The sequence below is a fragment of the Streptomyces sp. NPDC001728 genome (genome assembly GCF_040297565.1).
In the GTDB taxonomy this organism is placed as follows: domain Bacteria; phylum Actinomycetota; class Actinomycetes; order Streptomycetales; family Streptomycetaceae; genus Streptomyces.
In genome coordinates, this window is record NZ_JBEOZK010000004.1 from 315,248 (window position 1) to 339,038 (window position 23,791).

Annotated in this window: 22 protein-coding genes and 1 riboswitch; of the genes, 14 read left to right on the top strand and 8 right to left on the bottom strand. The window is 72.6% G+C overall.

The features are described 5' to 3' along the window. The first annotated feature begins 27 nt into the window (after window positions 1-27). Both ABT154_RS09330 and ABT154_RS09335 read left to right on the top strand, forming a co-directional pair. A complete protein-coding gene (locus ABT154_RS09330) occupies window positions 28-993 on the top strand; it encodes a universal stress protein (protein WP_351854909.1) in 966 nt (321 codons plus the stop codon). Window positions 994-1,091: 98 nt separating this feature from the next. Further along, entirely contained in the window at window positions 1,092-2,378 is a 1,287-nt protein-coding gene (locus ABT154_RS09335; RefSeq protein ID WP_351854911.1) for a phosphoribosyltransferase family protein, read from the top strand. On the opposite strand, the gene ABT154_RS09340 is transcribed toward ABT154_RS09335, so the two are convergent. Beyond that, window positions 2,372-3,301, bottom strand: a complete 930-nt coding sequence (locus tag ABT154_RS09340) for a LysM peptidoglycan-binding domain-containing protein (protein WP_351854913.1) — start codon at window positions 3,299-3,301, stop codon at window positions 2,372-2,374. The two genes, ABT154_RS09335 and ABT154_RS09340, sit on opposite strands and share 7 nt — an antisense overlap. Window positions 3,302-3,305: 4 nt before the next feature. Further along, a riboswitch (cyclic di-AMP (ydaO/yuaA leader) is annotated at window positions 3,306-3,462 on the bottom strand. A 369-nt stretch (window positions 3,463-3,831) separates the two neighbouring features. Here ABT154_RS09340 and ABT154_RS09345 point away from each other — a divergent pair. After that, on the top strand, window positions 3,832-4,494 hold the full coding sequence (locus tag ABT154_RS09345) for a DUF6197 family protein (RefSeq protein WP_351854916.1): 663 nt from the start codon (window positions 3,832-3,834) through the stop codon (window positions 4,492-4,494). Window positions 4,495-4,506: 12 nt separating this feature from the next. Here ABT154_RS09345 and ABT154_RS09350 read toward each other — a convergent pair whose 3' ends face one another. Continuing rightward, window positions 4,507-6,531: a phosphocholine-specific phospholipase C gene (locus ABT154_RS09350; RefSeq protein ID WP_351854918.1), complete on the bottom strand. Its 2,025-nt coding sequence runs from the start codon at window positions 6,529-6,531 to the stop codon at window positions 4,507-4,509. A 167-nt stretch (window positions 6,532-6,698) separates the two neighbouring features. Then, window positions 6,699-7,505, bottom strand: coding sequence for a DeoR/GlpR family DNA-binding transcription regulator (locus tag ABT154_RS09355; protein WP_351854920.1), 807 nt, complete (start codon window positions 7,503-7,505; stop codon window positions 6,699-6,701). A 149-nt stretch (window positions 7,506-7,654) separates the two neighbouring features. On the opposite strand from ABT154_RS09355, the gene ABT154_RS09360 reads away from it, so the two are divergent. Beyond that, window positions 7,655-8,578 (top strand): SIS domain-containing protein, encoded by a 924-nt coding sequence (locus ABT154_RS09360; RefSeq protein ID WP_351854923.1) that lies wholly within the window; start codon window positions 7,655-7,657, stop codon window positions 8,576-8,578. A 40-nt stretch (window positions 8,579-8,618) separates the two neighbouring features. Further along, window positions 8,619-9,455: a class II fructose-bisphosphate aldolase gene (locus ABT154_RS09365; RefSeq protein ID WP_351854924.1), complete on the top strand. Its 837-nt coding sequence runs from the start codon at window positions 8,619-8,621 to the stop codon at window positions 9,453-9,455. Between the two features lie 95 nt (window positions 9,456-9,550). On the opposite strand, the gene ABT154_RS09370 is transcribed toward ABT154_RS09365, so the two are convergent. After that, window positions 9,551-10,429 (bottom strand): LysR family transcriptional regulator, encoded by an 879-nt coding sequence (locus tag ABT154_RS09370; protein ID WP_351854927.1) that lies wholly within the window; start codon window positions 10,427-10,429, stop codon window positions 9,551-9,553. Window positions 10,430-10,500: 71 nt separating this feature from the next. On the opposite strand from ABT154_RS09370, the gene ABT154_RS09375 reads away from it, so the two are divergent. Beyond that, window positions 10,501-11,460 (top strand): DMT family transporter, encoded by a 960-nt coding sequence (locus ABT154_RS09375; protein WP_351854929.1) that lies wholly within the window; start codon window positions 10,501-10,503, stop codon window positions 11,458-11,460. Here ABT154_RS09375 and ABT154_RS09380 read toward each other — a convergent pair. Further along, the gene (locus ABT154_RS09380; RefSeq protein WP_351854932.1) at window positions 11,457-11,894 is read right to left on the bottom strand and encodes a nitroreductase family deazaflavin-dependent oxidoreductase; all 438 of its coding nucleotides are present in this window, start codon (window positions 11,892-11,894) and stop codon (window positions 11,457-11,459) included. The two genes, ABT154_RS09375 and ABT154_RS09380, sit on opposite strands and share 4 nt — an antisense overlap. Before the next feature lie 101 nt (window positions 11,895-11,995). On the opposite strand from ABT154_RS09380, the gene ABT154_RS09385 reads away from it, so the two are divergent. The 4 genes from ABT154_RS09385 to ABT154_RS09400 are packed head-to-tail and all read left to right on the top strand — an operon-like array spanning window position 11,996 to window position 15,041. Continuing rightward, window positions 11,996-12,772 (top strand): alpha/beta fold hydrolase, encoded by a 777-nt coding sequence (locus ABT154_RS09385; RefSeq protein WP_351854934.1) that lies wholly within the window; start codon window positions 11,996-11,998, stop codon window positions 12,770-12,772. A 45-nt stretch (window positions 12,773-12,817) separates the two neighbouring features. Beyond that, window positions 12,818-13,813, top strand: a complete 996-nt coding sequence (locus ABT154_RS09390; RefSeq protein ID WP_351854936.1) for a serine/threonine dehydratase — start codon at window positions 12,818-12,820, stop codon at window positions 13,811-13,813. A 55-nt stretch (window positions 13,814-13,868) separates the two neighbouring features. Then, entirely contained in the window at window positions 13,869-14,447 is a 579-nt protein-coding gene (locus ABT154_RS09395; RefSeq protein ID WP_351854938.1) for a hypothetical protein, read from the top strand. A gap of 60 nt (window positions 14,448-14,507) precedes the next feature. After that, complete coding sequence (locus ABT154_RS09400) at window positions 14,508-15,041, top strand: GNAT family N-acetyltransferase (RefSeq protein WP_351854940.1); 534 nt, start codon at window positions 14,508-14,510, stop codon at window positions 15,039-15,041. A gap of 20 nt (window positions 15,042-15,061) precedes the next feature. Here ABT154_RS09400 and ABT154_RS09405 read toward each other — a convergent pair whose 3' ends face one another. Together ABT154_RS09405 and katG are read right to left on the bottom strand one after the other, a co-directional pair. Next, window positions 15,062-16,309 carry a serine hydrolase domain-containing protein gene (locus tag ABT154_RS09405; RefSeq protein ID WP_351854943.1) on the bottom strand — a complete coding sequence of 416 codons (1,248 nt, stop codon included), beginning with the start codon at window positions 16,307-16,309 and terminating at the stop codon, window positions 15,062-15,064. A 285-nt stretch (window positions 16,310-16,594) separates the two neighbouring features. Then, complete coding sequence (gene katG / locus ABT154_RS09410) at window positions 16,595-18,814, bottom strand: catalase/peroxidase HPI (RefSeq protein WP_351854945.1); 2,220 nt, start codon at window positions 18,812-18,814, stop codon at window positions 16,595-16,597. 169 nt (window positions 18,815-18,983) lie between these two features. Between katG and ABT154_RS09415 the strand changes: the two genes are divergently transcribed. Then, window positions 18,984-19,394: a Fur family transcriptional regulator gene (locus ABT154_RS09415; RefSeq protein ID WP_351854947.1), complete on the top strand. Its 411-nt coding sequence runs from the start codon at window positions 18,984-18,986 to the stop codon at window positions 19,392-19,394. Window positions 19,395-19,477: 83 nt separating this feature from the next. On the opposite strand, the gene tpx is transcribed toward ABT154_RS09415, so the two are convergent. Next, window positions 19,478-19,978 (bottom strand): thiol peroxidase, encoded by a 501-nt coding sequence (gene tpx / locus ABT154_RS09420; protein WP_351854950.1) that lies wholly within the window; start codon window positions 19,976-19,978, stop codon window positions 19,478-19,480. Between the two features lie 281 nt (window positions 19,979-20,259). Here tpx and ABT154_RS09425 point away from each other — a divergent pair, with 281 nt between their 5' ends. The 3 genes from ABT154_RS09425 to gap all read left to right on the top strand — a co-directional run bounded on the left by ABT154_RS09425 (window position 20,260) and on the right by gap (window position 23,755). Continuing rightward, window positions 20,260-21,528 (top strand): ricin-type beta-trefoil lectin domain protein, encoded by a 1,269-nt coding sequence (locus ABT154_RS09425; RefSeq protein ID WP_351854953.1) that lies wholly within the window; start codon window positions 20,260-20,262, stop codon window positions 21,526-21,528. A gap of 142 nt (window positions 21,529-21,670) precedes the next feature. Beyond that, the gene (locus tag ABT154_RS09430; RefSeq protein ID WP_351854956.1) at window positions 21,671-22,630 is read left to right on the top strand and encodes a GlxA family transcriptional regulator; all 960 of its coding nucleotides are present in this window, start codon (window positions 21,671-21,673) and stop codon (window positions 22,628-22,630) included. 126 nt (window positions 22,631-22,756) lie between these two features. Further along, window positions 22,757-23,755 carry a type I glyceraldehyde-3-phosphate dehydrogenase gene (gene gap, locus ABT154_RS09435; protein ID WP_351854959.1) on the top strand — a complete coding sequence of 333 codons (999 nt, stop codon included), beginning with the start codon at window positions 22,757-22,759 and terminating at the stop codon, window positions 23,753-23,755. Window positions 23,756-23,791: the final 36 nt, after the last annotated feature.

Genomic DNA, 23,791 nt, shown 5'->3' on the forward strand with positions numbered 1-23,791 from the left:
CCGGAGGGACGGAAGGGCGGGAGACCGATGACGGAGCGGACCGGTCACGGGCACGGCGAGCAGGAGCGGGGCGGTCAGGGGCACGACGGGCAGGCACAGGGCGCGCACGAACCGGGCGGTGACGGCCGGGACGGAGCGCGCGGTCATGTGCTCGTCGGGGTCGACGGCTCCGAGTCCGCGCTGCGCGCGGTGGAGACCGCCGCACAGGAGGCCCGGTCGCACGGAGCGCGACTGAGCGTCGTCCACGCCTTCGTTTGGCCGCTGCTCCACGTTCCCCTCGGCCCCTCGGCGTACGGTCCGCCCGGCGGTGGTCTCCGCCAGCAGGCCCAGGACGTCGTCGACACGGCCGTCGCCCGCGCCCGGGCCTGCGCACCGGAGGTCGACGTCACGGGGGAGGTCATCGAGGGGGAACCCCTCACCGTGCTGGCCACCCGGTCCCGCTCGGCCGCGCTCGCGGTGGTCGGAAGCCGGGGCGCGGGCGCGTTCACGGGCCTCCTGATCGGCTCGGTCGCGGTCCACCTCGCGGCCCACGCCGCCTGCCCCGTGCTGGTGGTCCGGGGCCGCGAGCGGCCGAGCGGGCCCGTCCTGCTCGCCGTCGACGGTTCCGCCGACTCCGACGCGGCCGTCGAGTTCGCCTTCGCCGAGGCCGCGGCCCGGGGCGCCGAACTGCTCGCGGTGCACGCCTGGACCCCGACGACCGGCCCCGCCGACCTCACCCCGCTCTTCCACGGCACGGAGGAGATCCGGGGCGAGGAGGGGCGCGTCCTCGACGGGGCGCTCGCGGCGGCGGTGGCCCGCCGGCCCGGCCTCCCGGTCGAGCGGCGCCTCGTACGGGGCAGGACCCGCCCGGTCCTGCTCGCGGAGAGCGCCGATGCCCAGCTCGTGGTGACGGGCGCCCGGGGGCGCGGCGGATTCGCGGGACTGCTGCTCGGCTCGGTCAGCCAGGCCCTGCTGCACCACGCGGAGTGCCCGGTCGCCGTCGTCCGGGGGTGACCCCGGCGCCGAGGTGTCTACCCTGGAGTAACGGCCAGGGGACGGACGGATCGTTTCGCCCTGTCGCCCGGAGCCGCGTGACGGAAGGGCGGCCGAGGATGTTCTTCAGCGATCGCACGGACGCGGGACGCCGGCTCGCGGCCCGCCTCGACCGGTTCAAGGGTGACGACGTCGTGGTGCTAGGTCTTCCGCGCGGGGGAGTGCCGGTGGCCGCGGAGGTCGCCGACGCCCTCGGCGCACCGCTGGACATCTGTCTCGTACGCAAGCTGGGCGTGCCCCGGCAGCCGGAGCTGGCGATGGGCGCGCTCGGCGAGGGCGGCGTACGGGTGCTCAACGAACGGGTGCTGCGGGAGACCGGGGTCGACGAGCGCGAACTCGCCGCCGTGGAGGAGCGCGAGCACCTCGAACTGGAGCAGCGCGGTCGCCGCTACCGGGGGAGCAGACCGGCCGTGCCCCTGGAGGGGCGCACGGTCCTGATCGTCGACGACGGGCTCGCCACCGGGGCCACCGCCCTCGCGGCCTGCCGGGTGGTACGGGCCAGGGGCGCCGCCCGGATCGTGCTGGCGGTCCCGGTCGCACCGCACGGCTGGACGGCCCGGCTCGGCGGCGAGGCCGACGAGACCGTGAGCGTCCGCACGCCGGAGCCGTTCTACGCGATCGGCCAGTTCTACCAGGACTTCTCCCAGACCCCCGACGCCGAGGTGGTCGCCTGCCTCGACCGGATCCGTGCCGCGCACGACCCGGTCGTCCAGGACGCGGACGTCCGCGTCCCGCTCCCCGGGGTCACCCTCGCCGGGCGGCTCGCGGTGCCCGAAGGCGCCACCGGCATCGTCCTGTTCGCCCACGGGAGCGGCAGCGGCCGGCACAGTCCGCGCAACCGTGCCGTCGCCGCCGCGCTCAACCGGGCGGGCCTCGGCACGCTCCTGTTCGACCTGCTCACGGAGGCCGAGGCGGTCGACCGGGCCCATGTCTTCGACACCCCGCTGCTCGCAGGCCGGCTCGCGGGAGCCACGGAATGGCTGGCCGGGGAGCCGGTCAGCGACGGCCTGCCGCTCGGGTACTTCGGGGCCAGTACGGGAGCGGCCGCCGCGCTGTGGGCGGCGGGCGACCCGGCTTCGCCGGTGGCCGCGGTCGTCTCGCGCGGCGGCCGGCCGGACCTCGCGGCCGACCACCTGGCGCGGGTCCGCGCGCCGACGCTGCTCGTGGTCGGAGGCAGGGACGTGCCGGTCCTCGACCTCAACCGGCGGGCGCGGTCGCTGTTGCGCTGCGAGAGCCGGCTCGAGGTCGTGGAGGGCGCCACCCATCTGTTCGAGGAGCCGGGCGCCCTGGAGGAGGTGGCGGAGCTCGCCACCTCCTGGTTCACCAGGCATTTCCGGGATCAGTAGGCGCTGTTGACGTTGTCGATGGAGCCGTAGCGGTCGGCCGCGTAGTTGCAGGCGGCGGTGATGTTGGCGACCGGGTCGAACAGGTCCATGGCCGTACCGGGTACGTGGTAGGCCTGGAAGGTCGGCTCGATGACCTGGAGCAGACCCTTGGAGGGCGTGCCGGCCGACGCGTTGGAGTCCCAGAGGTTGATGGCCTGGGGGTTGCCCGAGGACTCGCGCATCACATTGCGGAGGATGCCGTCGTACGAGCCGGGGATGCCGCGCTGGGCCATGATGTCCAGCGACTCGCGGATCCAGCCGTCGAGGTTGTCGGCGTACCGGGTGGCCGCGGCCGGGGCGGCCTGGACGGCGGCCGGAGCGGCGACGGGCACGGCCTGGGCGGCGGAGGCGCCCGTGCCGGTGGCGACGGCGGCGGTGACGGGGGCGGTCCGGCGCTCGGAGCGACTCGCCCGCTCGGTGGTGGCGGAGGACTTCTTCGCCCGCTCGGTGGTCGCGGAGGTCTTCTTCGCCTGCGCGGGGGCGGGCTTCGCGGAATCCCGACGAATCGTCAGTTCAAGACCCGGATGAATAAGTGACGGATTGTCACCCACGGTCGCCCTGTTGGCTCGGTAAAGGTCCTTCCAGCCGCCCTGAATTCCCTTCTTCTTGGCGATGAGGGAAAGCGAGTCGCCACCGACGACGGTGTAGGTGCGTGCGGCGGCGGGGGCTGCCGGGGCCTTGGCCGGTGCTGCGAGGGCGGCCGGAGCGGCGGGGGCGGCGACGACACGGACGGCGATTTCCGGTGCTGCCGAAACGGGCGCGGCACTGGCTCCCGCGGGGGCGATCAGGGGCAGGGCGATGGCGGCCCCACCCGTCCCGACCAGCACCCATCCACGGGAGACGGGGTTGCGGCGGGAGCGGCGGTGCTTGGCGACTGCAGGCATGACGGTGTCCTCTCCGGCGCCTGCGGGGTGAGCTGTCGGGTTCGGACGGGAGATGTCCGGCCGCGCACACGCGGCTGCACCCCGAGCCGTCCCGGAATCCGGGCCGGCGTATTCGTGGGTCCCCCGCTCCTGCCGTCGGGTGAAAATAGAGGTATTTCGAGCGGTGGCAGGATTCGGCGATCCGCTCGAATGGAGGTGACCGTAGGCCAGTAATGCGATGGATAACAAGAGGGCCGGAGCGATGGCCTCCGTAAAGGATCACGGAATTCACGCAATTCAAGATCGACGGGAACTCCGCGCCGCGGAACTCCCTTGTCCGGTACGGCCTCGGCGGGCGACGGCCGGATGGGTGTCTCCGGAAAAGTGAGTCGCGTCACCAGGTGCCTAATGTCCGAATATGCGACGTAATTCGGTTAATAGGGAATCATGCCGTAAAGCCCCACCAGAGGTGTGTGCAGGGCGGGGTAAAAGTCGCAAACCGGACATTCTTCGTGAAAGATGGGGGCGACCCCGACCGAGGAGCCGCCCGGATGTCGCCCTCCACCCCTTTGCTCAGCCCCGACACCCTCGACCGCGAGGCCGTCGCGCTCTACGAGAGCGCGACCTGGCAGCGGATCGTCACGGACTGGACCGCCGCCCCCACCGCCGCCCCGGCTCCCACGGTTGCCCCGGCTCCCACGGTTGCCCCGGCCCCCACGGCCGTACCGGCCCCGCACGTGGAGAGATGGAGACGGCTGCTCACCGTCCCGGTGGACCGTCTCGTCGCCGACGCGCTCGACGCGCTCCCCCCGCCCCTGCCCGTCGAGCGCCGCCTGCCCGGCCGGCTCGGGGCGGTCCTGCCCGACCGGCTGCACTCCTGGCGCCGCATCGGACAGCCCGAACTGCGCCCCTCCGTCCACCTCGGCTACGCGCGCCTGGTGCTGACGGAGTGGGGCTGGCAGAACGCCCCCTACAAGCTGCGCGACGCCCGGGGGGCCCGGTGCGTCTGCGGCGCCCTGCTCGCCGCCCACCGCCTCGGCTACGGCGGGGCGACGACGATGAACGAGGCCGCCGCCTGGATCATGACCGAGCTGCGCTCGCGCGGCTGGCACGAGCTGATCGGACCGTGGAACAGGGCTCCCGGCCGTACGGCGGCCGACGCGGTGGCCCTGCTCGATGCCACGATCCACCGCGCCGCGCTCGCGGGCCGCTGACGCGGCCCCGGCTCACCCGCTGATGCTCGGTGCCCCGGTCTCGATGTGGCCGGTGTACCGGCGCGACCAGGTCCCGTCGATGTCGGCGAGGATCGTGAAGTCGTACCAGCCGTTGGTGTAGGCCACCGCGTTGAAGAAGTCCTCGCGGGTGGAGTTCGCCGGGACGGTGTACGTCCACGGGCCGTCCGTACGGTAGGCGTTCGAGCGGACGGTGAAGGTCACCGGCCCGGCCGAGGTGTTGCTCAGCTTGAAGTACAGGGCCGTCCTGCCCGTGCCCGGTTCGGTCGCGAACCGGGCCGCCACCTCGATGGCCTTGCCCGCCTTGGACGCGTCGCCGATGAAGCGGCGCAGGAAGCGGTTGGGGCCCATCATGGAGATGTCGTACTTGCCGGAGCCCGACCCCAGGCCGATGTTGAAGTAGTCGGACGCGGTGGCGCCGGCGTCGACCGTGTACTGCCAGGCGGCCGTGTCGCGGTACTGGTGGGGGTGGATCGAGAAGTGCGCCGCCCGCTTGGCCTCGGTTCCCTGGTTGGTCATCGAGAACCAGGCCAGGATCTTTCCGGCGGCGCCGAACTCGAAGCGGTCGAGGTTGCCGTTCACCTGGTAGGGCAGGGCGCGGGCCGGCCGGGTGCCGGACTCCTGCGCGGGCAGGGCGTTGTTCTGCGGCGCCGGGTTGGGCAGCGGGCCGCAGGTGGACTGGCCGATGACCTTCGCCGTGGCCGGAAGGCCGGCCGGCACCCCGTACACCGGGTGGGCGAAGTCGAACACGCCGGTCAGGTCGCCCGTCACCTTCCGCCGCCAGGCACTGATGTTGGGGCAGGTGGCCGGGGTGCCGAGGGCCGCCGTCCAGCTCTCCATGAAGCGGAGCACGGAGGTGTGGTCGAAGACCTCGGAGCTCACCCAGCCGCCCCGGGTCCACGGGGACATGACAATCATGGGGACGCGGAAGCCGAGGCCGATCGGGACGCCGTCGAGGTACTCGCCCGGCGTGCCGGGCGGGGCGACCGGCGGCGGCACATGGTCGAAGAAGCCGTCGTTCTCGTCGTAGTTGAGGAAGAGCACGGTCGAGTCGAAGACCTCGGCGTCGGCCGCGAGCGCGCGGTAGACCAGGTCGACGAAGTGTGCGCCGTCCCCGGGCGGGGCGTACGGGTGCTCCGAGAACGCCTCGCTCGCCACCACCCACGACACCTGCGGCAGCGTCCCGGCGACGACGTCGGCGCGGATCGCCGCCGCGATGTCGTCCGGGGTCGAACCGGTCACCTTGGGGACCGAGCCCATGCCGCGGTCGTAGAGCGGGTCGCCGGGGCGCGCGTCGGTGAACTTCTTGAAGTACGCGAGACCGTTGTCGCCGTAGTTGTCCTGCGCGTTCTGGTAGAGCTTCCAGCTCACCCCGGCCCGCTGGAGCGCCTCGGCGTACGTCTCCCAGGTGAGGCCCGACTCGTCGCCGCCGTCCTTGCTGGAGCCGTCGACCTTCCCGCTCCACAGGAAGGTGCGGTTGGGGCCGGTGGCGCTCAGCGTGGAGCAGAAGTACGCGTCGCAGATCGTGTAGTTGTCCGCGAGGGCGTGGTGGAAGGGGATGTCCGTACGGCCGAGGTGGCCGAGCGAGCGGGTGTTGCCCACGCCGGTGACCCAGTTGTCCATGCGCCCCTTGTTCCAGGCGGCGTGCTGCGAGGTCCAGCTGTGCGGCAGGTCGCCGTTGCACTGGGCGAGGGTCTCGCCGTCGACGCCGCCGGCGGGCGGGGTGTCGCTGAGCTTCCAGGGGTACTGACGGCCGCCCCAGTTGGGCTGGTTGAACATGCCCCAGCCGCCGGGCAGGTTGCCCGCGGCGCGGTCGGCGAAGCCGCGCACACCGCGCAGGGTGCCGAAGTAGTGGTCGAAGCTGCGGTTCTCCTGCATGAGGATCACCACGTGCTTGACGTCGGTGAGGGTGCCGGTGGCCGCCGTCGCGGCGGCGGAGGCCCGTACGGGCGGCAGGGCCGCCCCCGCCACGAGCCCCGCGCCGATCCCGACGAACCCTCTGCGGCTGATGGGAAGCATGCCCCGCCCCTCCTGTCACGCTGTGCCCCTGCGGCACGTCGGGGACATCATGGGGGAGGGCGGCTTAAAGGTATACGCCTGCGAGGTAATTACTGGATTAACACACCAGGGCCAAGTGGCAAGGGGGCAGGAATTGGTCCGACTTCATACCAATGGCATCGGATCTGTCAGACGGTGAGGACCTCCACGCCGGCCTCGGTGAGCTGCGCGGCAGCCTCCGGGCTGATCCCGGTGTCGGTGACGAGCAGGTCGATCCGATCCAGACCGCAGATGCGGGCGAACGCCCGGCGGCCCAGCTTGGAGGAGTCGGTCACCACGACGACCCGGCTCGCGCGCTCCGCGAAGAGCCGGCTGATGCTCGCCTCGTCCTCCTGATGGGCCATCACGCCCAGGTGCGGATCGACCCCGTCGACGCCCAGGACCACCACGTCGAGGACGACCTCGTTCAGTACGCCGACCGTCAGCGGCCCCACCAGCTCGTACGTCTGGGGGCGGGCCACCCCGCCGGTCGTGACGATCTTGATCTGCGGGCGCACCGCCAGCTCGCCCGCGATGTTGAGCGCGTTGGTGACCACGGTCAGGGCGGGCCCGGCGGGCGCGGTGCTTCCCGGGCCCTCCGGGCGACCGCCCGCGAAGCGCAGCGCGAGCGCGCGGGCCACCTCGGTCGTGGTCGTGCCGCCGTTGAGGCCGACGACCTCGCCCGGCGCGACCAGGTCGGCCGCCGCCTCGGCGATGCGGCGCTTCTGCGGGGCGTGCCGGGTCGACTTGTACCGCAGGGGCAGCTCGTACGAGACGCCGTGCGCGACCGCGCCGCCCCGGGTCCGTACCAGCAACTGCTGCTCGGCCAGCTCGTCGAGGTCCCGGCGGATCGTGGCGGCGGAGACGTCCAGCGTGGACGCCGCCTCCTCGACCTCCAGCTTCCCCGAGGCTGCGAGGAGTTCAAGGAGCGTGTTCCACCGCTCGTGCTTGGGCATGGGTCCCTCCCTCGGGCTCGTGCGCGCGTCCGATTCTATCCGCCGACGTGTGCGGGATCTGGAAAGAGAATGCAAGTTTCTGCTTGAATAAGCCTGACTTAGGACAACTTCAGTCATCACATCGCACTCATCTTGCAAGGAGACCGGCCATGAGCACCACCCGTACCGCCGTGGAGATCGCTTCCCAGCCGACGACCTGGCGCCAGGCGGCCCGCACCCTGCCCCAGCACACCGCCGCCCTGCCTCGGCGGGGCGAGCGCGTGGCGGTCATCGGCTGCGGCACCTCCTGGTTCATGGCCCTGGCCTACGCGGAACTGCGCGAGTCCGGCGGCCACGGCGAGACCGACGCCTTCGCCGCCTCGGAGTTCCCCTACGGCCGCCACTACGACCGGGTCGTGGCCATCACCCGCTCCGGAACCACCAGCGAGGTCCTCGCCGTCCTGTCCCGGCTGCGCGGCACCGTGCCCACGGGCGCCGTCACCGCCGACCCCACCACCCCGGTGATGGACCTCGCCGACGAGGTCGCCGTGCTGGACTTCGCGGACGAGGAGTCGGTGGTCCAGACCCGCTTCGCGACCACGGTGCTCGCCCTGTTCCGCGCGCACCTGGAGTCCGAGGACGCCCTGCCCGAGGGCGTCGCCACCGTGGAGGACGCCGCGCGCGACGCCGAACTGGCCCTCGCCTCCCCGCTCGACGAGAGCATCCGCACGGCGGAGCAGTTCACCTTCCTCGGCACCGGCTGGACCTACGGACTCGCCCTGGAGGCCGGGCTGAAGATGCGCGAGGCGGCCGGCGCCTGGACTGAGGCCTACCCCGCGATGGAGTACCGCCACGGCCCCATCAGCATCACCGGCCCCGGCCGCGTCACCTGGGGCTTCGGCACCCTGCCTGCCGGACTCGCGGACGACGTGCGCAAGGTCGGCGGCACTCTCTCCGAGAGCGACCTCGACCCGCTCGCGGACCTGATCAGGGCCCAGCGGCTCGCGGTGTCCGTCGCGGAGGCCCAGGGCCTGAACCCGGACACCCCCCGGAACCTGACCCGCTCGGTCGTCCTCACCGACGCACCCGCCTGACCGACGCCGCCCGCACCCGCTCACACCCCGGAGAAACACCATGCCGTTGACGCCGACCGATGAGATCGTCCGCCGCGCCCGTGCGGCGGGCACCGGCGTGGGGGCGTTCAACGTCCTCCAGCTCGAACACGCCCAGGCCATCGTGGCCGGCGCCGAGAACGCCGACCGCCCCGTGGTCCTCCAGATCAGCGAGAACACCGTCCGCTACCACGGAGCCCTCGAACCGGTCGCCCTCGCCTCCCTCGCCCTCGCCCGCGCCGCCAAGACCCCGGTCGCCGTCCACCTCGACCACGCCGAGAACCCCGGCCTCGTCCGCGAGGCCGTCGGACTCGGCCTGGGCTCGGTCATGTTCGACGCCTCGAAGCTGCCCTACGAGGAGAACGTCGCCGCCACCCGCGAGGTCGTGGAGCACTGCCACCAGCACGGTGTCTGGGTCGAGGCCGAACTCGGCGAGGTCGGCGGCAAGGGCGGCGCCCACACCCCGGGCGTACGGACGGACCCCGACGAGGCCCGCGCCTTCGTCGAGGCCACCGGCGTCGACGCCCTCGCGGTCGCCGTCGGCAGCTCCCACCAGATGCTGACCCGTGACGCGGTCCTCGACTTCGATCTGATCGCCCGTCTGCGCGCGGCGGTCGACACCCCGCTCGTCCTGCACGGCTCCTCGGGCGTCTCGGACGCGGACCTCACCGCCGCCGTCGCGGCCGGCATGACCAAGGTGAACGTCTCCACCCACCTCAACAAGGCCTTCACCCGCGCCGTCCGCGCCCACCTCACCGAACACCCGGACGCGGTCGACCCCCGTCACTACCTCACCCCGGCCCGCGCCGCCGTGGCCCGCGAGGTCGCCCATCTCCTGACGGTCCTCTCCCCGGCCTGACCGCCGGCGACGGGCGGGCGCCGCCGGTGCCGCGCAGGCACCGGGGGCGTCCGCGCAGGGATGGGCGCCCGCCGTGGGTACCCGACCGCGCCCGCTCACCTCTCCCGGAGCGCCGCGAGGAGGCCGCGCACGGCGGGCAGGGTGAGCGAGGACTCCCGTACCGCCGCGTGGATCGAGCGGACCGGCTCCGGGCCGCGGACCTTGCGGACGACCACGTTCGGGTGGCGGCTGCCCAGCCCCGTCAACGGGACCAGGCTGACGCCGAGACCGGCCGCAACGAAGCCCTGCGCGGTGGCGTACTCCTCGCACTCCACCGCGATGTCCGGAGCGAACCCGGCGGCGGCGCACGCCTCCAGGACCGGGTCCAGACAGGGGCCGGGCCGCTCGCTGCCCACCCACGGCTCCGCCGCGAGGTCGGCCAGCTCGACCGCGCCCCGGCGGTCGGCCAGCCGATGCCCCTTGGGCAGCACGGCCCGGTACGGGTCGTCCAGCAGATGCACCAGCCGGAGACCGTCCCCGACCCCGTGCGCACCGCCGTCCCGGGGCTGGACGACCAGGGTGACGTCCGCCTCCGCGTCGGGCGGGCCGTCGGCGATCCTCAGATCGACGCGCACGCCTGGGTGTTCGGTGCGGAACCGGGCCAGGGCCGGGGCGACGATCTCGGCGCCCGCCGTGGCGAAGTACCGGACCGAGATCTGCCCGGTGCGGCCGGCCCGCAGATCGGCGAGCGCGGTCTCGGCCTCGGCGAGCTGCCGCCCGAGGGCGGCGGCGTGCTCGGTGAGCAGCCGGCCGGCGGCGGTCGGCCGCACGCCCCGGCCGAACCGTTCGAGCAGCGCGATGCCGGCCTCCCGCTCCAGGACACCGATCTGCTGGCTCACCGCGGAGGGCGTGTAACCGAGGTTCGCCGCGGCGGCGGTGACGGAGCCACTGGTGACGACGGCCCGGAGCACCTGCAAACGTCTCACATCCAGCATGTAGCAGAGCTTAATGCTCGATGCACAAGTCATCGCTTGTCCTGCACGACGGGGCGCGGGAGCGTGAACCCATGACATCGGCGACGCGCATGGGCGTCCTGGCCCTGCTCTGGGGCTCGGGCTTCCTCTGGATCAAGATCTCCCTCAACGAGGGCCTCACCCCCGGCTGGATCACCTTCATCCGCTGCCTCCTCGGCGCGGCGGTGCTCCTCGCGCTCGCTCACGGCGCGGGGCAGCGGCTGCCGAGGGACCGGGGCACCTGGGCGCGGCTCGCCGTCGCCGCCTTCTTCTGCAACGCGCTGCCGTTCCTGCTCGTCTCGGCCGGCGAGCGGACCGTGGACAGCGGGGTCGCGGGCGTACTGAACGCCACCACCCCGCTCTGGTCCCTCCTGATCGGCCTGGCCCTCGGCACGGAACGCCCGCTGCGCGCCGCACGAGCCGCCGGACTCGCACTCGGCTTCGCCGGGGTCCTGCTGATCTTCGCCCCCTGGAGCCACGGTTCGGGCCTCATGAGCCGGGGCGCCCTCGCGCTCCTCGGCGCCGCCGCGAGCTACGCCGTGGCCTTCGCCTACATGGCCCGTCGGCTCGCCGACCGGGGCACCGCGCCGTTGGCACTGTCCGCCGCGCAACTGCTGGCCGCGACCGCCCTGAGCACGCCCCTGACGGCGAGCGGCGGACCCGCGGCGGTGACCTGGACGGGCATCCTCGCCGTCCTCGCTCTCGGTGTCCTCGGCACCGGAGTCACCTTCCATCTGAACTACCGGATGATCGCCGAGGAGGGCCCCACCTCCGCCGCGACGGTCGGCTATCTGCTGCCGGTGGTGTCCGTGACACTGGGCGCGCTGGTCCTCGGCGAGCCGCTGACGTCACGGGTCGCCCTGGGGATGGCGGTGGTCCTGGTGGGGGTGGGACTCACACGGGCCCGGCCCCGCACCGGAGCGGCTGACGGGGGGAGGGAGCCCGGGGCTGATGCGCCCCGGCAGCCCCCGAACACCCGCCAGGCGGCCTCGGCCGAACCGCTCCGCGACTAGTCGACCCGCTCCGCGACGAACACCGGGATCTCCCGGTCGGTCCTGACCTGGTAGTCCGCGTAGTCGGGGAAGGCCGCCACGGCCCGCTCCCACCACTCCGCCCGCTCCTCGCCCGAGACCACACGGGTCTTCATGTCCCAGACCTGCGGGCCGTCACGCACCTCGACCAGCGGTGAGGCGATCAGGTTGTGGAACCAGACGGGGTGCTCCACCGCCCCGCCGTTCGACGCGACGAGTGCGTACGCCCCCTCGTGCTCGACCCGCATGAGCGGGGTCTTGCGGAGTTTGCCGCTCCGCACGCCGACGTTGGTCACCAGGACGACCGGCATGCCACGCATCGTCGTCCCTTCCGTGCCGCCGGACGACTCGTACAGCTCGACCTGGTCACGGACCCACTTCGTCGGGCTGGGCTCGTACTCGCCTTGGAGGGGCATGGGAGTCCTTTCTCGTCGTCTCCGGCACCGCTGTCAGTACCGCCTCCTACAGTGACTCATGACGGCAGGAAAGTGGCGCGACAAAGGGGAGAACGGGCGACATGCGGGAGTTGTTCCTGACGGACGCGAAGGCGTACATCCGGTGGATCGAGCTGCCCGGGGAGGGACCCGTGCGGGTCTTCGTCCACGGACTCGGGTGCACGGCGGCGTCGGACTTCGCCCACATCGCGGCCCACCCCGCCCTCGGCGGCGGGCGGGCCCTGCTCGTGGACCTGCTCGGCCACGGACTGAGCGACCGGCCCGCCGACTTCGACTACCGCATGGAGTCCCAGGCGGCGGTGGTCGCCGGCCTCCTGGACCACCTCGGCGTCACGGCCGTCGACCTCGTCGGACACTCCATGGGCGGCGCCGTGGCCATCCACCTCGCGGCGTCCCGCCCCGACCTGGTGGCGCGGCTGGTGGTGGCCGAGCCCAACCTCTACGCCGGGGGAGGCGTGTTCAGCACACCGGTCGCCGCCCAGGACGAGGCCGCCTTCGTGACGCGGGGCTTCGCCCGGATGGTGGACACCACCGACCGGCCCGACTACGCGGCCAGGCTCCGCCTCGCCGACCCGCTGGCCGTCCACCGCAGCGCGGTCGCCCTCGTCGAGGGGAGCACCCCCGCGCCCGGCGACCTCCTGGGTGAGCTCACCGCACCCCGCACCTACCTGGTGGGAGATCTGAGCCTGCCGGACGCCGACGCGGAGAAGGCGGCCGCGCTCGGGATCCCGGTGGTCGAGATCCCCCGCGCGGGACACAACCTGATGCTGGACAACCCCGAGGACTTCGCCACGGCGCTGGGCCACGCCTTCACGAAGGCCCCGACGCCAGGGAACTGACGCCCCGCCCCCTCCTCGCTCACCCTCCCGCCTCCTGGAGACCCCGTGCACAGCCTCGCGTACGCCGACGTCAAGACCGCCACCGACCGCATCCGCGGCCACGTCCGACCCGTGACGGTCACCCCGGCCGACCCGGGTGCGCGGCCGTACGCACTCCACTTCGCCCTGGAACTCATGCAGCACACCGGTTCCTTCAAGGCACGCGGCGCGCAGAACTTCCTCCTCGCCCACCGGGAGGAAGGCACCCTCCCCGGAGCCGGCGTCACTATCGCCTCCGGCGGCAACGCGGGCCTCGCCTGCGCCTGGGCCGCCCTGCGGCACGGCGTCCCCGCCACCGTCTTCCTCCCGACCACCGCCCCCAGGGTCAAGGTCGAGAAGCTCGCCGGCTACGGCGCGGACGTACGGCTCGTCGGGTCGGAGTACGCCGAGGCGCTCGCCGCCTGCGAGGCCTTCGCGGCCGACACCGGCGCGCTCGCCTCCCACGCCTACGACCACCCCCTGATCGCCGCCGGGGCGGGCACCCTGCTCGACGAGATCCACGAGCGGATCCCGGACCTCGACACCGTCGTCGTCTCGGTCGGCGGCGGCGGACTCTTCACCGGCGTCGCCACCGCCGCCCGGCACCACGGCATCCGGACCGTCGCCGTCGAGCCCGAGAACTGCCGGGCCCTCGACGCCGCCGTCGAAGCAGGGCACCCCGTCGACGTCACCGTGGACTCCGTCGCCGCCGACTCGCTCGGCGCCCGCCGTGTCTCGGCCGCCTCGTTGGAGGCCGCCCGGCAGGACGACGTCCGCACCCTGCTCGTGACCGACGCCGAGATCCTGCGCGCCCGCCGCGCCCTCTGGACCGACCGCCGTCTCGCCGTCGAGCACGCCGCCGCCACCGCCCTGGCCGCCCTCACCGCACCGGACCACGGCGACCCGACGACCCCCGGCTACCGCCCGGCCCCGGGAGAGCGGATCTGCGTCGTCCTCTGCGGCGCCAACACCGACCCGACCGACCTCGTCAGGGCCCCCGAGCCCGGGGCCGCGCCTGTGTAGAGGCGGCACCCGCCCGTACGATCGGGACCCTCCAGCACCGTTGAACGGAGCCGCGATGCACCCGCCCGACAGCCGTCCCCTGATCGATGCCGGCAGCGGCCCGCGGCCGGTACCCGCGGACGACCTGGCGTTCCGGGCCTGGCTGCGGGGACTCTCCGGAGCGCTGCACACCGACCTCGACGGGCACTTCGGCTCGCCGGAGGCCCTCGCGTTCTTCCAAGAGGTCTTCACCGTCAACGGCGCGGTCCCGGCGCCGTACTTCGTCCCGCTCCTGGACGAACACCGTCGGGTCCACGCGGAGCGGACCGTCACGGCGCTGCTGGCACAGGTGCGGCGGGACACCGGCCGCACACTCGATGTCCCGGTCGTCCACGAGTGGCCCGGCGACGACCGTGAGTACGGCGAACCGGTCGGGGAGGTGTCCGTCGGCCACGAGCCGGTCTGGGGCGTCGCGCCGGCCGACATCGCCGTCGACGCGGCGGAGGGCGTGCAGTGCCTCCTCGCCGACCGCGACCGGCTGGTCTGGCCGCTCTGCCCCGACCACCGCACCGGCCCGCACGCCACGCGGACCCCCGCCGGAGCGGTCTGGGTCTGCTCGGCCACCGGCCATGTCGTGGCACCGATACCGGTCTGACCACCGGGCGAAGGCCGGCCGGTGGCGTGAGGGGCCCGGCGGGTGCGTCAGGATGGGGGCATGACCGAAATTCGTACCCCCCGTCTCATCCTCCGGCGCTGGAGCGACGACGACCTCGTCCCGCTGTCCGAGATCAACGCCGACCGCGAGGTCATGCGCTGGATCGGGGACGGCTCGGTCCGCGACCTGGACGGGACCGCCGAGGACATCGAGCACTACGAGGAGGAGTGGGACGAGGAGGGCTTCGGGATCTTCGCCGTCGAGCTCATCGCCTCGGGGGAGCTGATCGGCTTCGCGGGCCTCTCCCTGCCGGAGTACCTGCCCGAGGTGATGCCGGACGTGGAGATCGTCTGGCGCCTGGGCCGTCCGTTCTGGGGACAGGGATATGCCTCCGAGGCCGCCCACGCGGTCCTGGAGTTCGCCCTCCAGGACCGCGGTCTGGACCGGGTCGTCGCCATCACCCACATCAGCAATGACGGCTCCGAGAACGTCATCGGCAAGCTCGGCATGACCGAGGAGCGCGAGACGGCCCACCCGGAGTTCGGCCTGCCGCTGCGGATCTATTCGATCGACCTCACCGAGTACGAGGCCTGACGGTCCGGGTCCGGCACCCCTCAGTACCGCTCGGGAAGATCCCGTTCCGCGGGCAGCGACGTCACGTCACCGGCCGTCGGCGAGGCGGCGGCGCGCGAGGCCGCCGCCGCGGGCTTCTTCCCGCAGAACGCCGCCTCCAGCGTCCCGCCGAGCGCGGTGTTCGCGGCTCCGTGGTTCGAGGTGTTCGCCATCGCCGAGAGGCTGCGGCTGCCGTCACGGGTCGAGAAGGTGTACGTGTAGAAGCCCTGCACCGTACCGGTGTGGCCGTACACCCGGGCACCGCACGACAGGTCGTAGCGGCGCAGACCGAGCCCGTAGAACCGGGTGTTGGTGGTGTCGGTCGGCGTGACCGTCGTCATCGCGTCCATCATCGCCGGGGAGAGCAGCCGGCCACGCATCAGCGCGGACGTGAACGTGTTCAGATCGGCGGGGCTGGAGAGGACGGCCCCTGCGGACTGCGCCCAGGACACGGTCTGCTCCGTGGAGTCCACCAGTGCCCCGCCCTCCTCGTCGGGGTGCAGGTAGCCGCGTACGTGCGCGCCCTCGATACGGGTGTCGGGGTGCACGTACGAGGTCTTGCGCAGCTTCAGCGGCTTGAAGATCCGGCGCTCGTACGCGTCGGACACCGGCCGGCCCGTCGCCTTCTCGATGAGCATGCCGACCACGACGAAGTTGGCGTTCGAGTACTTGTAGGACACCCCGGGCTCGGTGGTCCGGGGCTCGCTCAGCGACAGGTCGACGAGCTCCTGATAGCTGAACACCCGGTTCCGCACGGCCTCGAAGCCCGGCACGGTGTGCTCGAACATCGCGTTCGTGTAGTCGGCCAGGCCGCTGCGGTGGGTCAGCAGATGACGGACCGTGATGCGGTCGTCGGGGAGCAGACCCGGCAGATACGTGTTGACCGGCGTGTCCAGCTCCAGCTTGCCCTCCTGCACCAGCTGGAGCAGCACCACCGTGGAGAAGGTCTTGCTGACGCTGCCGATCCGGAAGCGGGAGTGGATGTCCATCGGCGCACCCGAGACACGGTCCTGGACGCCGACGGTCCGGCTCCGGACTCCTTCGGGCCCGGTGAACCGGGCCATCGCCCCCGGCGCGCCGTTGGCCATGGCCGCGTTCAGGGCGGCGGTCACGCCCTCCATGTCGGGGGAGGGGACGGCGGGCGCCTCGGCGGCGGCGGGGGATGCGGCGGTGGTGGGGGCGGGAGTGGCGAACGCGCTCGTGGCGGGGGCGACGCCCGCCACGAGCGCGGTGATCAGGGTGGCGCTCATGGCCAGGCGTCGGTGCGACGACAGGGGCACGGGAATCCTCGACTTCTTCCGGATCGTTCGGCACGGCGCACGACGGGGTGCGCCGGTACCGGGGCCACCGGCCGTGACGGCCGGGTCCCGGTACTCATGGATCATGAGTGCCAACGCCCGGCGTCGGTTCCTGTCACGGCTCGCGGGATACGGAGAAGACGGTTCCGGCAGCCCCACCCGCTCGGGTGGGGGCCATATGCCGGACCGGCCGGCCGAGGGAGTCGGCCGGTCGGTCGGTGAGGGATCTGGCGGGGATCAGACCGTGTCGAACCGGTCCAGGCCCATGACCCGGTCCCACGCGGAGACGAAGTCGGTCACGAACTTCTCCTTCGCGTCGTCGCTCGCGTAGACCTCGGCGAGTGCGCGCAGCTCGGAGTTGGAGCCGAAGACCAGGTCGGCCCGCGTGCCGGTCCACTTGACCTCGCCGGTGGCGCTGTCGCGGCCCTCGAAGGTGTTCGCGTCCGAGGACGTGGCCGTCCACGCCGTACCCATGTCGAGCAGGTTGACGAAGAAGTCGTTCGTCAGGGTGCCCGGGTTCGTGGTGAGGACGCCGTGCGCGGACTGCTGGTGGTTCGCTCCCAGGACGCGCAGACCGCCGACGAGGACCGTCATCTCGGGCGCGCTCAGGGTCAGCAGGTTGGCGCGGTCGACGAGCAGGTACTCGGCCGGCAGCCGGACGCCCTTGCCCAGGTAGTTGCGGAAGCCGTCGGCCTGCGGCTCGAGCGCCGCGAAGGACTCCACGTCCGTCTGGTCCTGCGCCGCGTCCACCCGGCCCGGCGTGAACGGCACCTCGACGTCGACGCCGCCGTCCTTGGCGGCCTTCTCGACGGCGGCCGCGCCACCGAGCACCACGAGGTCGGCGAGGGAGACCTTCTTGGCGCCCTCGGCGTCGAAGGAGGCCTTGACGCCTTCGAGCGTCCGCAGGACCTGCGCCAGCTCGTCCGGGTTGTTGACCTCCCAGTTGCGCTGCGGCTCCAGGCGGACGCGGCCGCCGTTGGCGCCGCCGCGCTTGTCGCTGCCGCGGAAGGAGGAGGCCGAGGCCCAGGCCGCGGAGACCAGCTGCGCGACGGTGAGGCCGGAGCCGAGGATCTGCTCCTTGAGGGAGGCGATGTCCGCGGCGTCGACGAGCTCGCCCTCGCGCGCCGGCAGCGGGTCCTGCCACAGCAGGACCTCGGAGGGGACCTCCGGGCCGAGGTAGCGGACGACCGGGCCCATGTCACGGTGCGTCAGCTTGTACCAGGCGCGGGCGAAGGAGTCCGCGAACTCCGCCGGGTTCTCGTAGAAGCGCCGCGAGATCTGCTCGTACGCCGGGTCGAAGCGCAGCGACAGGTCGGTGGTGAGCATCGTCGGCAGGTGCTTCTTCGAGGCGTCGTGGGCGTCGGGGATGATCGCCTCGGCGTCCTTCGCCACCCACTGGTTCGCACCGGCCGGGCTCTGGGTCAGCTCGTACTCGTACTCGAAGAGGTGCTTGAAGAAGTCGTGGCCCCACTGCGCGGGCGTGGTGGTCCAGGTGACCTCCAGACCGCTGGTGATCGCGTCGCCGCCCTTGCCGCTGCCGTACGAGTTGGCCCAGCCGAAGCCCTGCGCCTCGAGCGGCGCGGCCTCGGGGTCGGCGCCGACGTTGTCCGCCGGGCCCGCGCCGTGGGCCTTGCCGAAGGTGTGGCCGCCGGCGATGAGGGCGACGGTCTCCTCGTCGTTCATGGCCATGCGCCGGAAGGTCTCGCGGATGTCGCGGGCCGCGGCGATCGGGTCCGGGTTGCCGTTGGGGCCCTCGGGGTTGACGTAGATGAGGCCCATCTGCACGGCGCCGAGCGGGTTCTCCAGCTCGCGGTCGCCGGTGTAGCGCTCGTCACCGAGCCAGGTGGTCTCGGGGCCCCAGTACACGTCCTCGTCGGCCTCCCAGACGTCCGCGCGACCGCCCGCGAAGCCGAAGGTCTCGAAGCCCATCGTCTCCAGGGCGACGTTGCCGGTGAGGATCATGAGGTCGGCCCAGGAGATGCTCTGGCCGTACTTCTTCTTCACCGGCCACAGCAGACGGCGGGCCTTGTCCAGGTTGCCGTTGTCCGGCCAGCTGTTGAGCGGCGCGAAGCGCTGCTGGCCGGCCCCGGCGCCGCCGCGGCCGTCGCTGATGCGGTAGGTGCCGGCGCTGTGCCAGGCCATGCGGACCATGAGCGGGCCGTAGTGGCCGAAGTCGGCGGGCCACCAGTCCTGCGAGGTGGTGAGCACCTCGGCGATGTCCCGCTTCACGGCCGCGAGGTCGAGGGAGCCGAAGGCCTCTGCGTAGTCGAAGTCCGCACCGAGCGGGTTCCCCACGGCGGGGTTGGTGGCGAGGATCTTCAGGTTGAGCCGCTCCGGCCACCACTGGCGGTTGCCGCCGCCCTGGGTCGGGTGCGCGGCACGGCCGTGCGCGACCGGGCAGCCGCCCGACTCCTGGGATGCGGAGTCGGTGACGATTGCGTCGTGGTTCTCGGACATGCAAATCCTTCCGGACGGGGCGGATCGTGGTGCTCAGCCGGGGCGGGCACCAGAGGGGTGTGGGCCCGACCGGAGCCGTGGTGTGCCTTGGCTATTGCCGGAAGCGATCCTACGATGGACAGAGTCCAAGTCAAGAACCACGCCAATCATAGGATGAGGTGAGCCGAAAATGAGCGACCTGCTGGAGCGCCTGCGTGCGCGTGGCTGGCGGATGACGTCCCAGCGGCGTGTCGTCGCGGAGGTCCTCGACGGCGAGCACGTCCACCTCACGGCGGACGAGGTGCACGTGCGCGCCGTGGCGCGCCTGCCGGAGATCGCGCGGGCGACGGTCTACAACACCCTGGGCGAACTGGTGGCCCTGGGGGAGGTCGTGGAGCTCTCCACGGACGGACGGGCCAAGCGGTACGACCCCAACGCGCACCGCCCGCACCAGCACCTGGTCTGCTCGAACTGCGGAATCATCCGCGACGTCCGGCCGACCGGGGACCCGCTGGACGTCCTGCCGCCCGCCGAGCGCTTCGGCTTCGCCGTGGCGAAGGCCGACGTGACGTACCGCGGACTCTGCCCGGCCTGCTCCTGAGCCCTCCGCGCACGGAAGGAGCCCCTCCACCGGGTCGGTGGAGGGGCTCCTTCCGGACGGCGCCGCGATGCGGCGCGCGGCGGCTACTTCAGGACCGAGAGCGCGTCCTCGTAGCTCGGCTCGTCGGCGATCTCGCCCACGAGCTGCGCGTGCAGCACCTTGTCGTTCTCGTCGAGCACGACGACGGCGCGGGCGGTCAGGCCGGCCAGCGGGCCGTCCGCGATCTCCACGCCGTAGTTGGTGTGGAACTCGCGGCCGCGCAGGGTCGAGAGGTTCTTCACGTTCTCCAGGCCCTCGGCGCCGCAGAAGCGGGCCTGGGCGAAGGGCAGGTCGGCGGAGATGCAGAGCACCACCGTGTTCTCCAGGTCGCCGGCCTGCTTGTTGAAGGCGCGGACGGAGGACGCGCACGTCGGCGTGTCGACGCTCGGGAAGATGTTGAGGACCTTGCGCTGGCCGGCGAAGTCCTTCAGCGACTTGTCCGCCAGGCCCTCGGCGACGAGCGTGAAGTCAGGAGCCTGGCTCCCCGGGGTCGGCAGGGTGCCGTTGACCTGTACCGGGCTGCCCTTCAGCGTGACCTGGGCCATGGGGGATCTCCTTCGGACGAAGTAAGTGACAACGGGGGAATCGTACGGCGTACCGAGGAGCGGACCGGACCGGGCCACGGGTCCGGCGGTGGGGGAGACGGGCCGCGACACGCGACGCGGACGCCCGGGAGGAGCGGCGGCGCGCACGGCGGACCCCGTCGGTGATCCGGCCGGATCTCCATGTGCGGGGCGCGACCGGCCTCTTGACGCCCCCTTATTTCACTTCTTGAATCATGGATGCGACAAAGGGTGCTCCCCCACACTCGACGGAAGAGAGCGTCATGTCCTCCTCCCGCTCCGCCCGACGCCCGCTGTTCACCGCCCTGGCGGCCCTCGCCCTGGCCGCGGCGGCGCTCGGACTCGGCCCCACCGACACCACCGCCGGCGGAGCCGGGCTCAGGCCGGTGGCCGAAGCCGCCGCCGTGACCTTCTCCGACGACTTCGACGGCGCCGCCGGCTCCGCCGTGAGCGGCGCCCGCTGGCAGACGGAGACCGGCGACAACGTCGGCAACCACGAACGGCAGTACTACACGGCCGGCAACGCCAACGCCGCGCTCGACGGCCAGGGCCATCTGGTCATCACCGCCCGCAAGGAGAACCCGGGCAACCACCCGTGCTGGTACGGCCGGTGCGAGTACACCTCGGCGCGGCTCAACACCGCCGGGAAGTTCACCACCCGGTACGGGCACGTCGAGGCCCGGATGAAGGTGCCGCGCGGCCAGGGCATGTGGCCCGCGTTCTGGATGCTCGGCGACGACCTCGGCCAGGTCGGCTGGCCCGCCTCGGGGGAGATCGACGTCATGGAGAACGTCGGCTTCGAACCCGCCACCGTGCACGGCACCCTGCACGGCCCCGGCTACTCCGGCTCCGGTGGCATCGGCGCCGCCTCCACCCTGCCCGGCGGCCAGGCCTTCGCCGACGCCTTCCACACCTTCGCCGTGGACTGGTCGCCGGGCCGGATCAGCTGGTCCGTGGACGGCGCCGTCTACCAGACCCGTACCCCCGCCGACCTCGGCGGCAGGGCCTGGGCCTTCGACAAGCCCTTCTTCCTCGTCCTCAACCTCGCAGTCGGCGGCTACTGGCCCGGCGACCCGGACGGCTCGACCGCCTTCCCCCGGCAGCTCGTCGTCGACCACGTCCGGGTGACCACCACGGACGGCGCCACCACCACGGGACCGATCACCGGGATCGGCGGCAGGTGCGTCGACATCGCCGGCGCGAACAGCGCGAACGGCACACCCGTACAGCTCTACGACTGCAACGGCTCCGGCGCCCAGCAGTGGACCCTCGCGGCGGACGGAACCGTACGCGCGCTCGGCAAGTGCCTCGACGTCGCCTCCGGCGGCACGGCCGACGGCACACCGGTCCAGCTCTACGAGTGCAACGGCACGGCGGCCCAGCGCTGGACGGCCGACAGCGCGGGGGACATCGTCAACCCGCAGGCCGGCAAGTGCCTGGACGCCAGCGGCAACAGCTCCGCCAACGGCACCCGGCTCCAGATCTGGACGTGCGCAGGCACCGCGAACCAGAAGTGGACGGTGACGCGCTGAACCGACGGCGGGGCGGAGGGGCGCGGTGAGTCCGACCGTCCGACCCGACGGCGGTTCACCCGGCCGCCGCCCCGCCGCCCGCTCATCCGCCGCCGTCGGCCGTGCCGAGCAGCCGGTCCACCGACCCGCGTACGCTCTTCCCGTGCCGCCCACCCCCCGCCTCCACCGTGTCGCCGTCCTCGTGCTCGAAGGGGCGAAGCCGCTCGACGTCGGCATCCCCGCGCAGGTCTTCACGACCCGCGCGAGCATGCCGTACGAAGTGAGGGTGTGCGGCGCGGAACCCGGTCTCGTCGCCGGGGGCGACGGCCTCTCCTACGCCGTCGCCGACGGTCTCGACGCCCTCGCCTGGGCCGACATCGTCTTCGTCCCCGGCTACCGCTTCCCCGACCGCGAAGACCCGCCGCAGGCCGTCCTCGACGCCCTCGTCGCCGCCTACGGCCGGGGTGCCCGGCTCGCCGCGATCTCCACCGGCGCCTTCGCGCTCGCCGCCACCGGACTCCTCGACGGCAAGCGGGCCACGACCCACTGGCACTACACCCAGGCCCTGGCCGCGAAACGCCCCCTCGTCCGGGTCGACGAGAACGTCCTCTTCGTCGACGAGGGAAGCGTGCTCACCTCCGCAGGTGCGGCCTCGGGCATCGACCTCTGCCTGCACATCCTGCGCGGCGACCTCGGCGTGGCCGCCGCGAACCACGCGGCCCGCCGCCTCGTCGCCGCCCCCTACCGCAGCGGCGGCCAGGCCCAGTACGTACCGCGCAGCCTGCCCGAACCGCTCGGCGAACGGTTCGCCGCCACCCGCGAGTGGGCCCTGCACCGGCTCGGCGAACCCCTTACGCTCGACCTGCTCGCCGAGCACGCGGCCGTGTCGGCGCGCACCTTCTCGCGGCGCTTCGTCGAGGACACCGGCTACACGCCGATGCAGTGGGTGATGCGCGCCCGGGTCGACCTCGCCCGTGAACTCCTGGAGCGCTCCGAGCGGAGCGTCGAACAGATCGCCGCCGACGTAGGACTCGGCACCGGAGCCAACCTCCGGCTGCACTTCCAGCGCATCCTCGGCACCACGCCCAGCGACTACCGGCGCACCTTCACCAAGGGCGAATAGCCGCCCGGGCCCCGCTTCCCGGGGCTCTTGGCGCGATCCTTGCGGACCGTGGCGATCCCGCCTCTGTCGGCGCCGCGCCCGGCGAGCGAACCTGGAGGCGACGCAGAAGTTGAAGGGACACCAATCATGACTCGCATCGCCATCAACGGATTCGGCCGCATCGGACGCAACGTGCTCCGCGCACTGCTCGAGCGCGACACGGACCTCGAGATCGTGGCCGTCAACGACCTGACGGAGCCGACCGCCCTCGCGCGACTGCTCGCCTTCGACTCGACCTCCGGCCGCCTCGGCCGACCGGTGAGCGTCGACGGGGACACCCTCGTCGTCGACGGCCGCCGCATCAAGGTCCTCGCCGAGCGCGAGCCGGCGCAGCTTCCCTGGGCCGAGCTCGGTGTCGAGATCGTCCTTGAGGCGACCGGCCGCTTCACCAACGCCAAGGCCGCCCGCGCCCACATCGACGCCGGCGCCAAGCGCGTGCTCGTCAGCGCGCCCGCCGACGGTGCCGATGTCACGCTGGCGTACGGCGTCAACACCGACGCCTACGACGCCGATCTGCACACGATCGTCTCGAACGCCTCCTGCACGACGAACGCGCTCGCGCCCCTCGCCAAGGTCCTCGACGACCTCGCGGGCATCGAGCACGGCTTCATGACGACGGTGCACGCCTACACGCAGGAGCAGAACCTGCAGGACGGCCCGCACCGCGACCCGCGTCGCGCCCGCGCCGCCGGCGTCAACATCGTGCCCACCTCCACGGGCGCAGCCAAGGCCATCGGCCACGTGCTGCCGAACCTCGACGGGAAGCTGTCGGGCGACTCGATCCGCGTGCCCGTCCCGGTCGGCTCCATCGTCGAGCTGAACACCACCGTCGCCCGCGACGTGACCCGCGAGGACGTCCTCGCCGCGTACCGCACCGCGGCCGAGGGCCCGCTCGCCGGTGTCCTGGAGTACTCGGAGGACGCGCTCGTCTCCTCCGACATCACCGGCAACCCGGCCTCGTCGATCTTCGACTCGGAGCTGACCCGCGTCGAGGGCCGCCACATCAAGGTCGTCGCCTGGTACGACAACGAGTGGGGCTTCTCGAACCGCGTGATCGACACGCTCCAGCTGCTGGCCGCCAACTGAGCCGGACGTCCCTTCGCGCCCGCGGCCCCCGCCGAA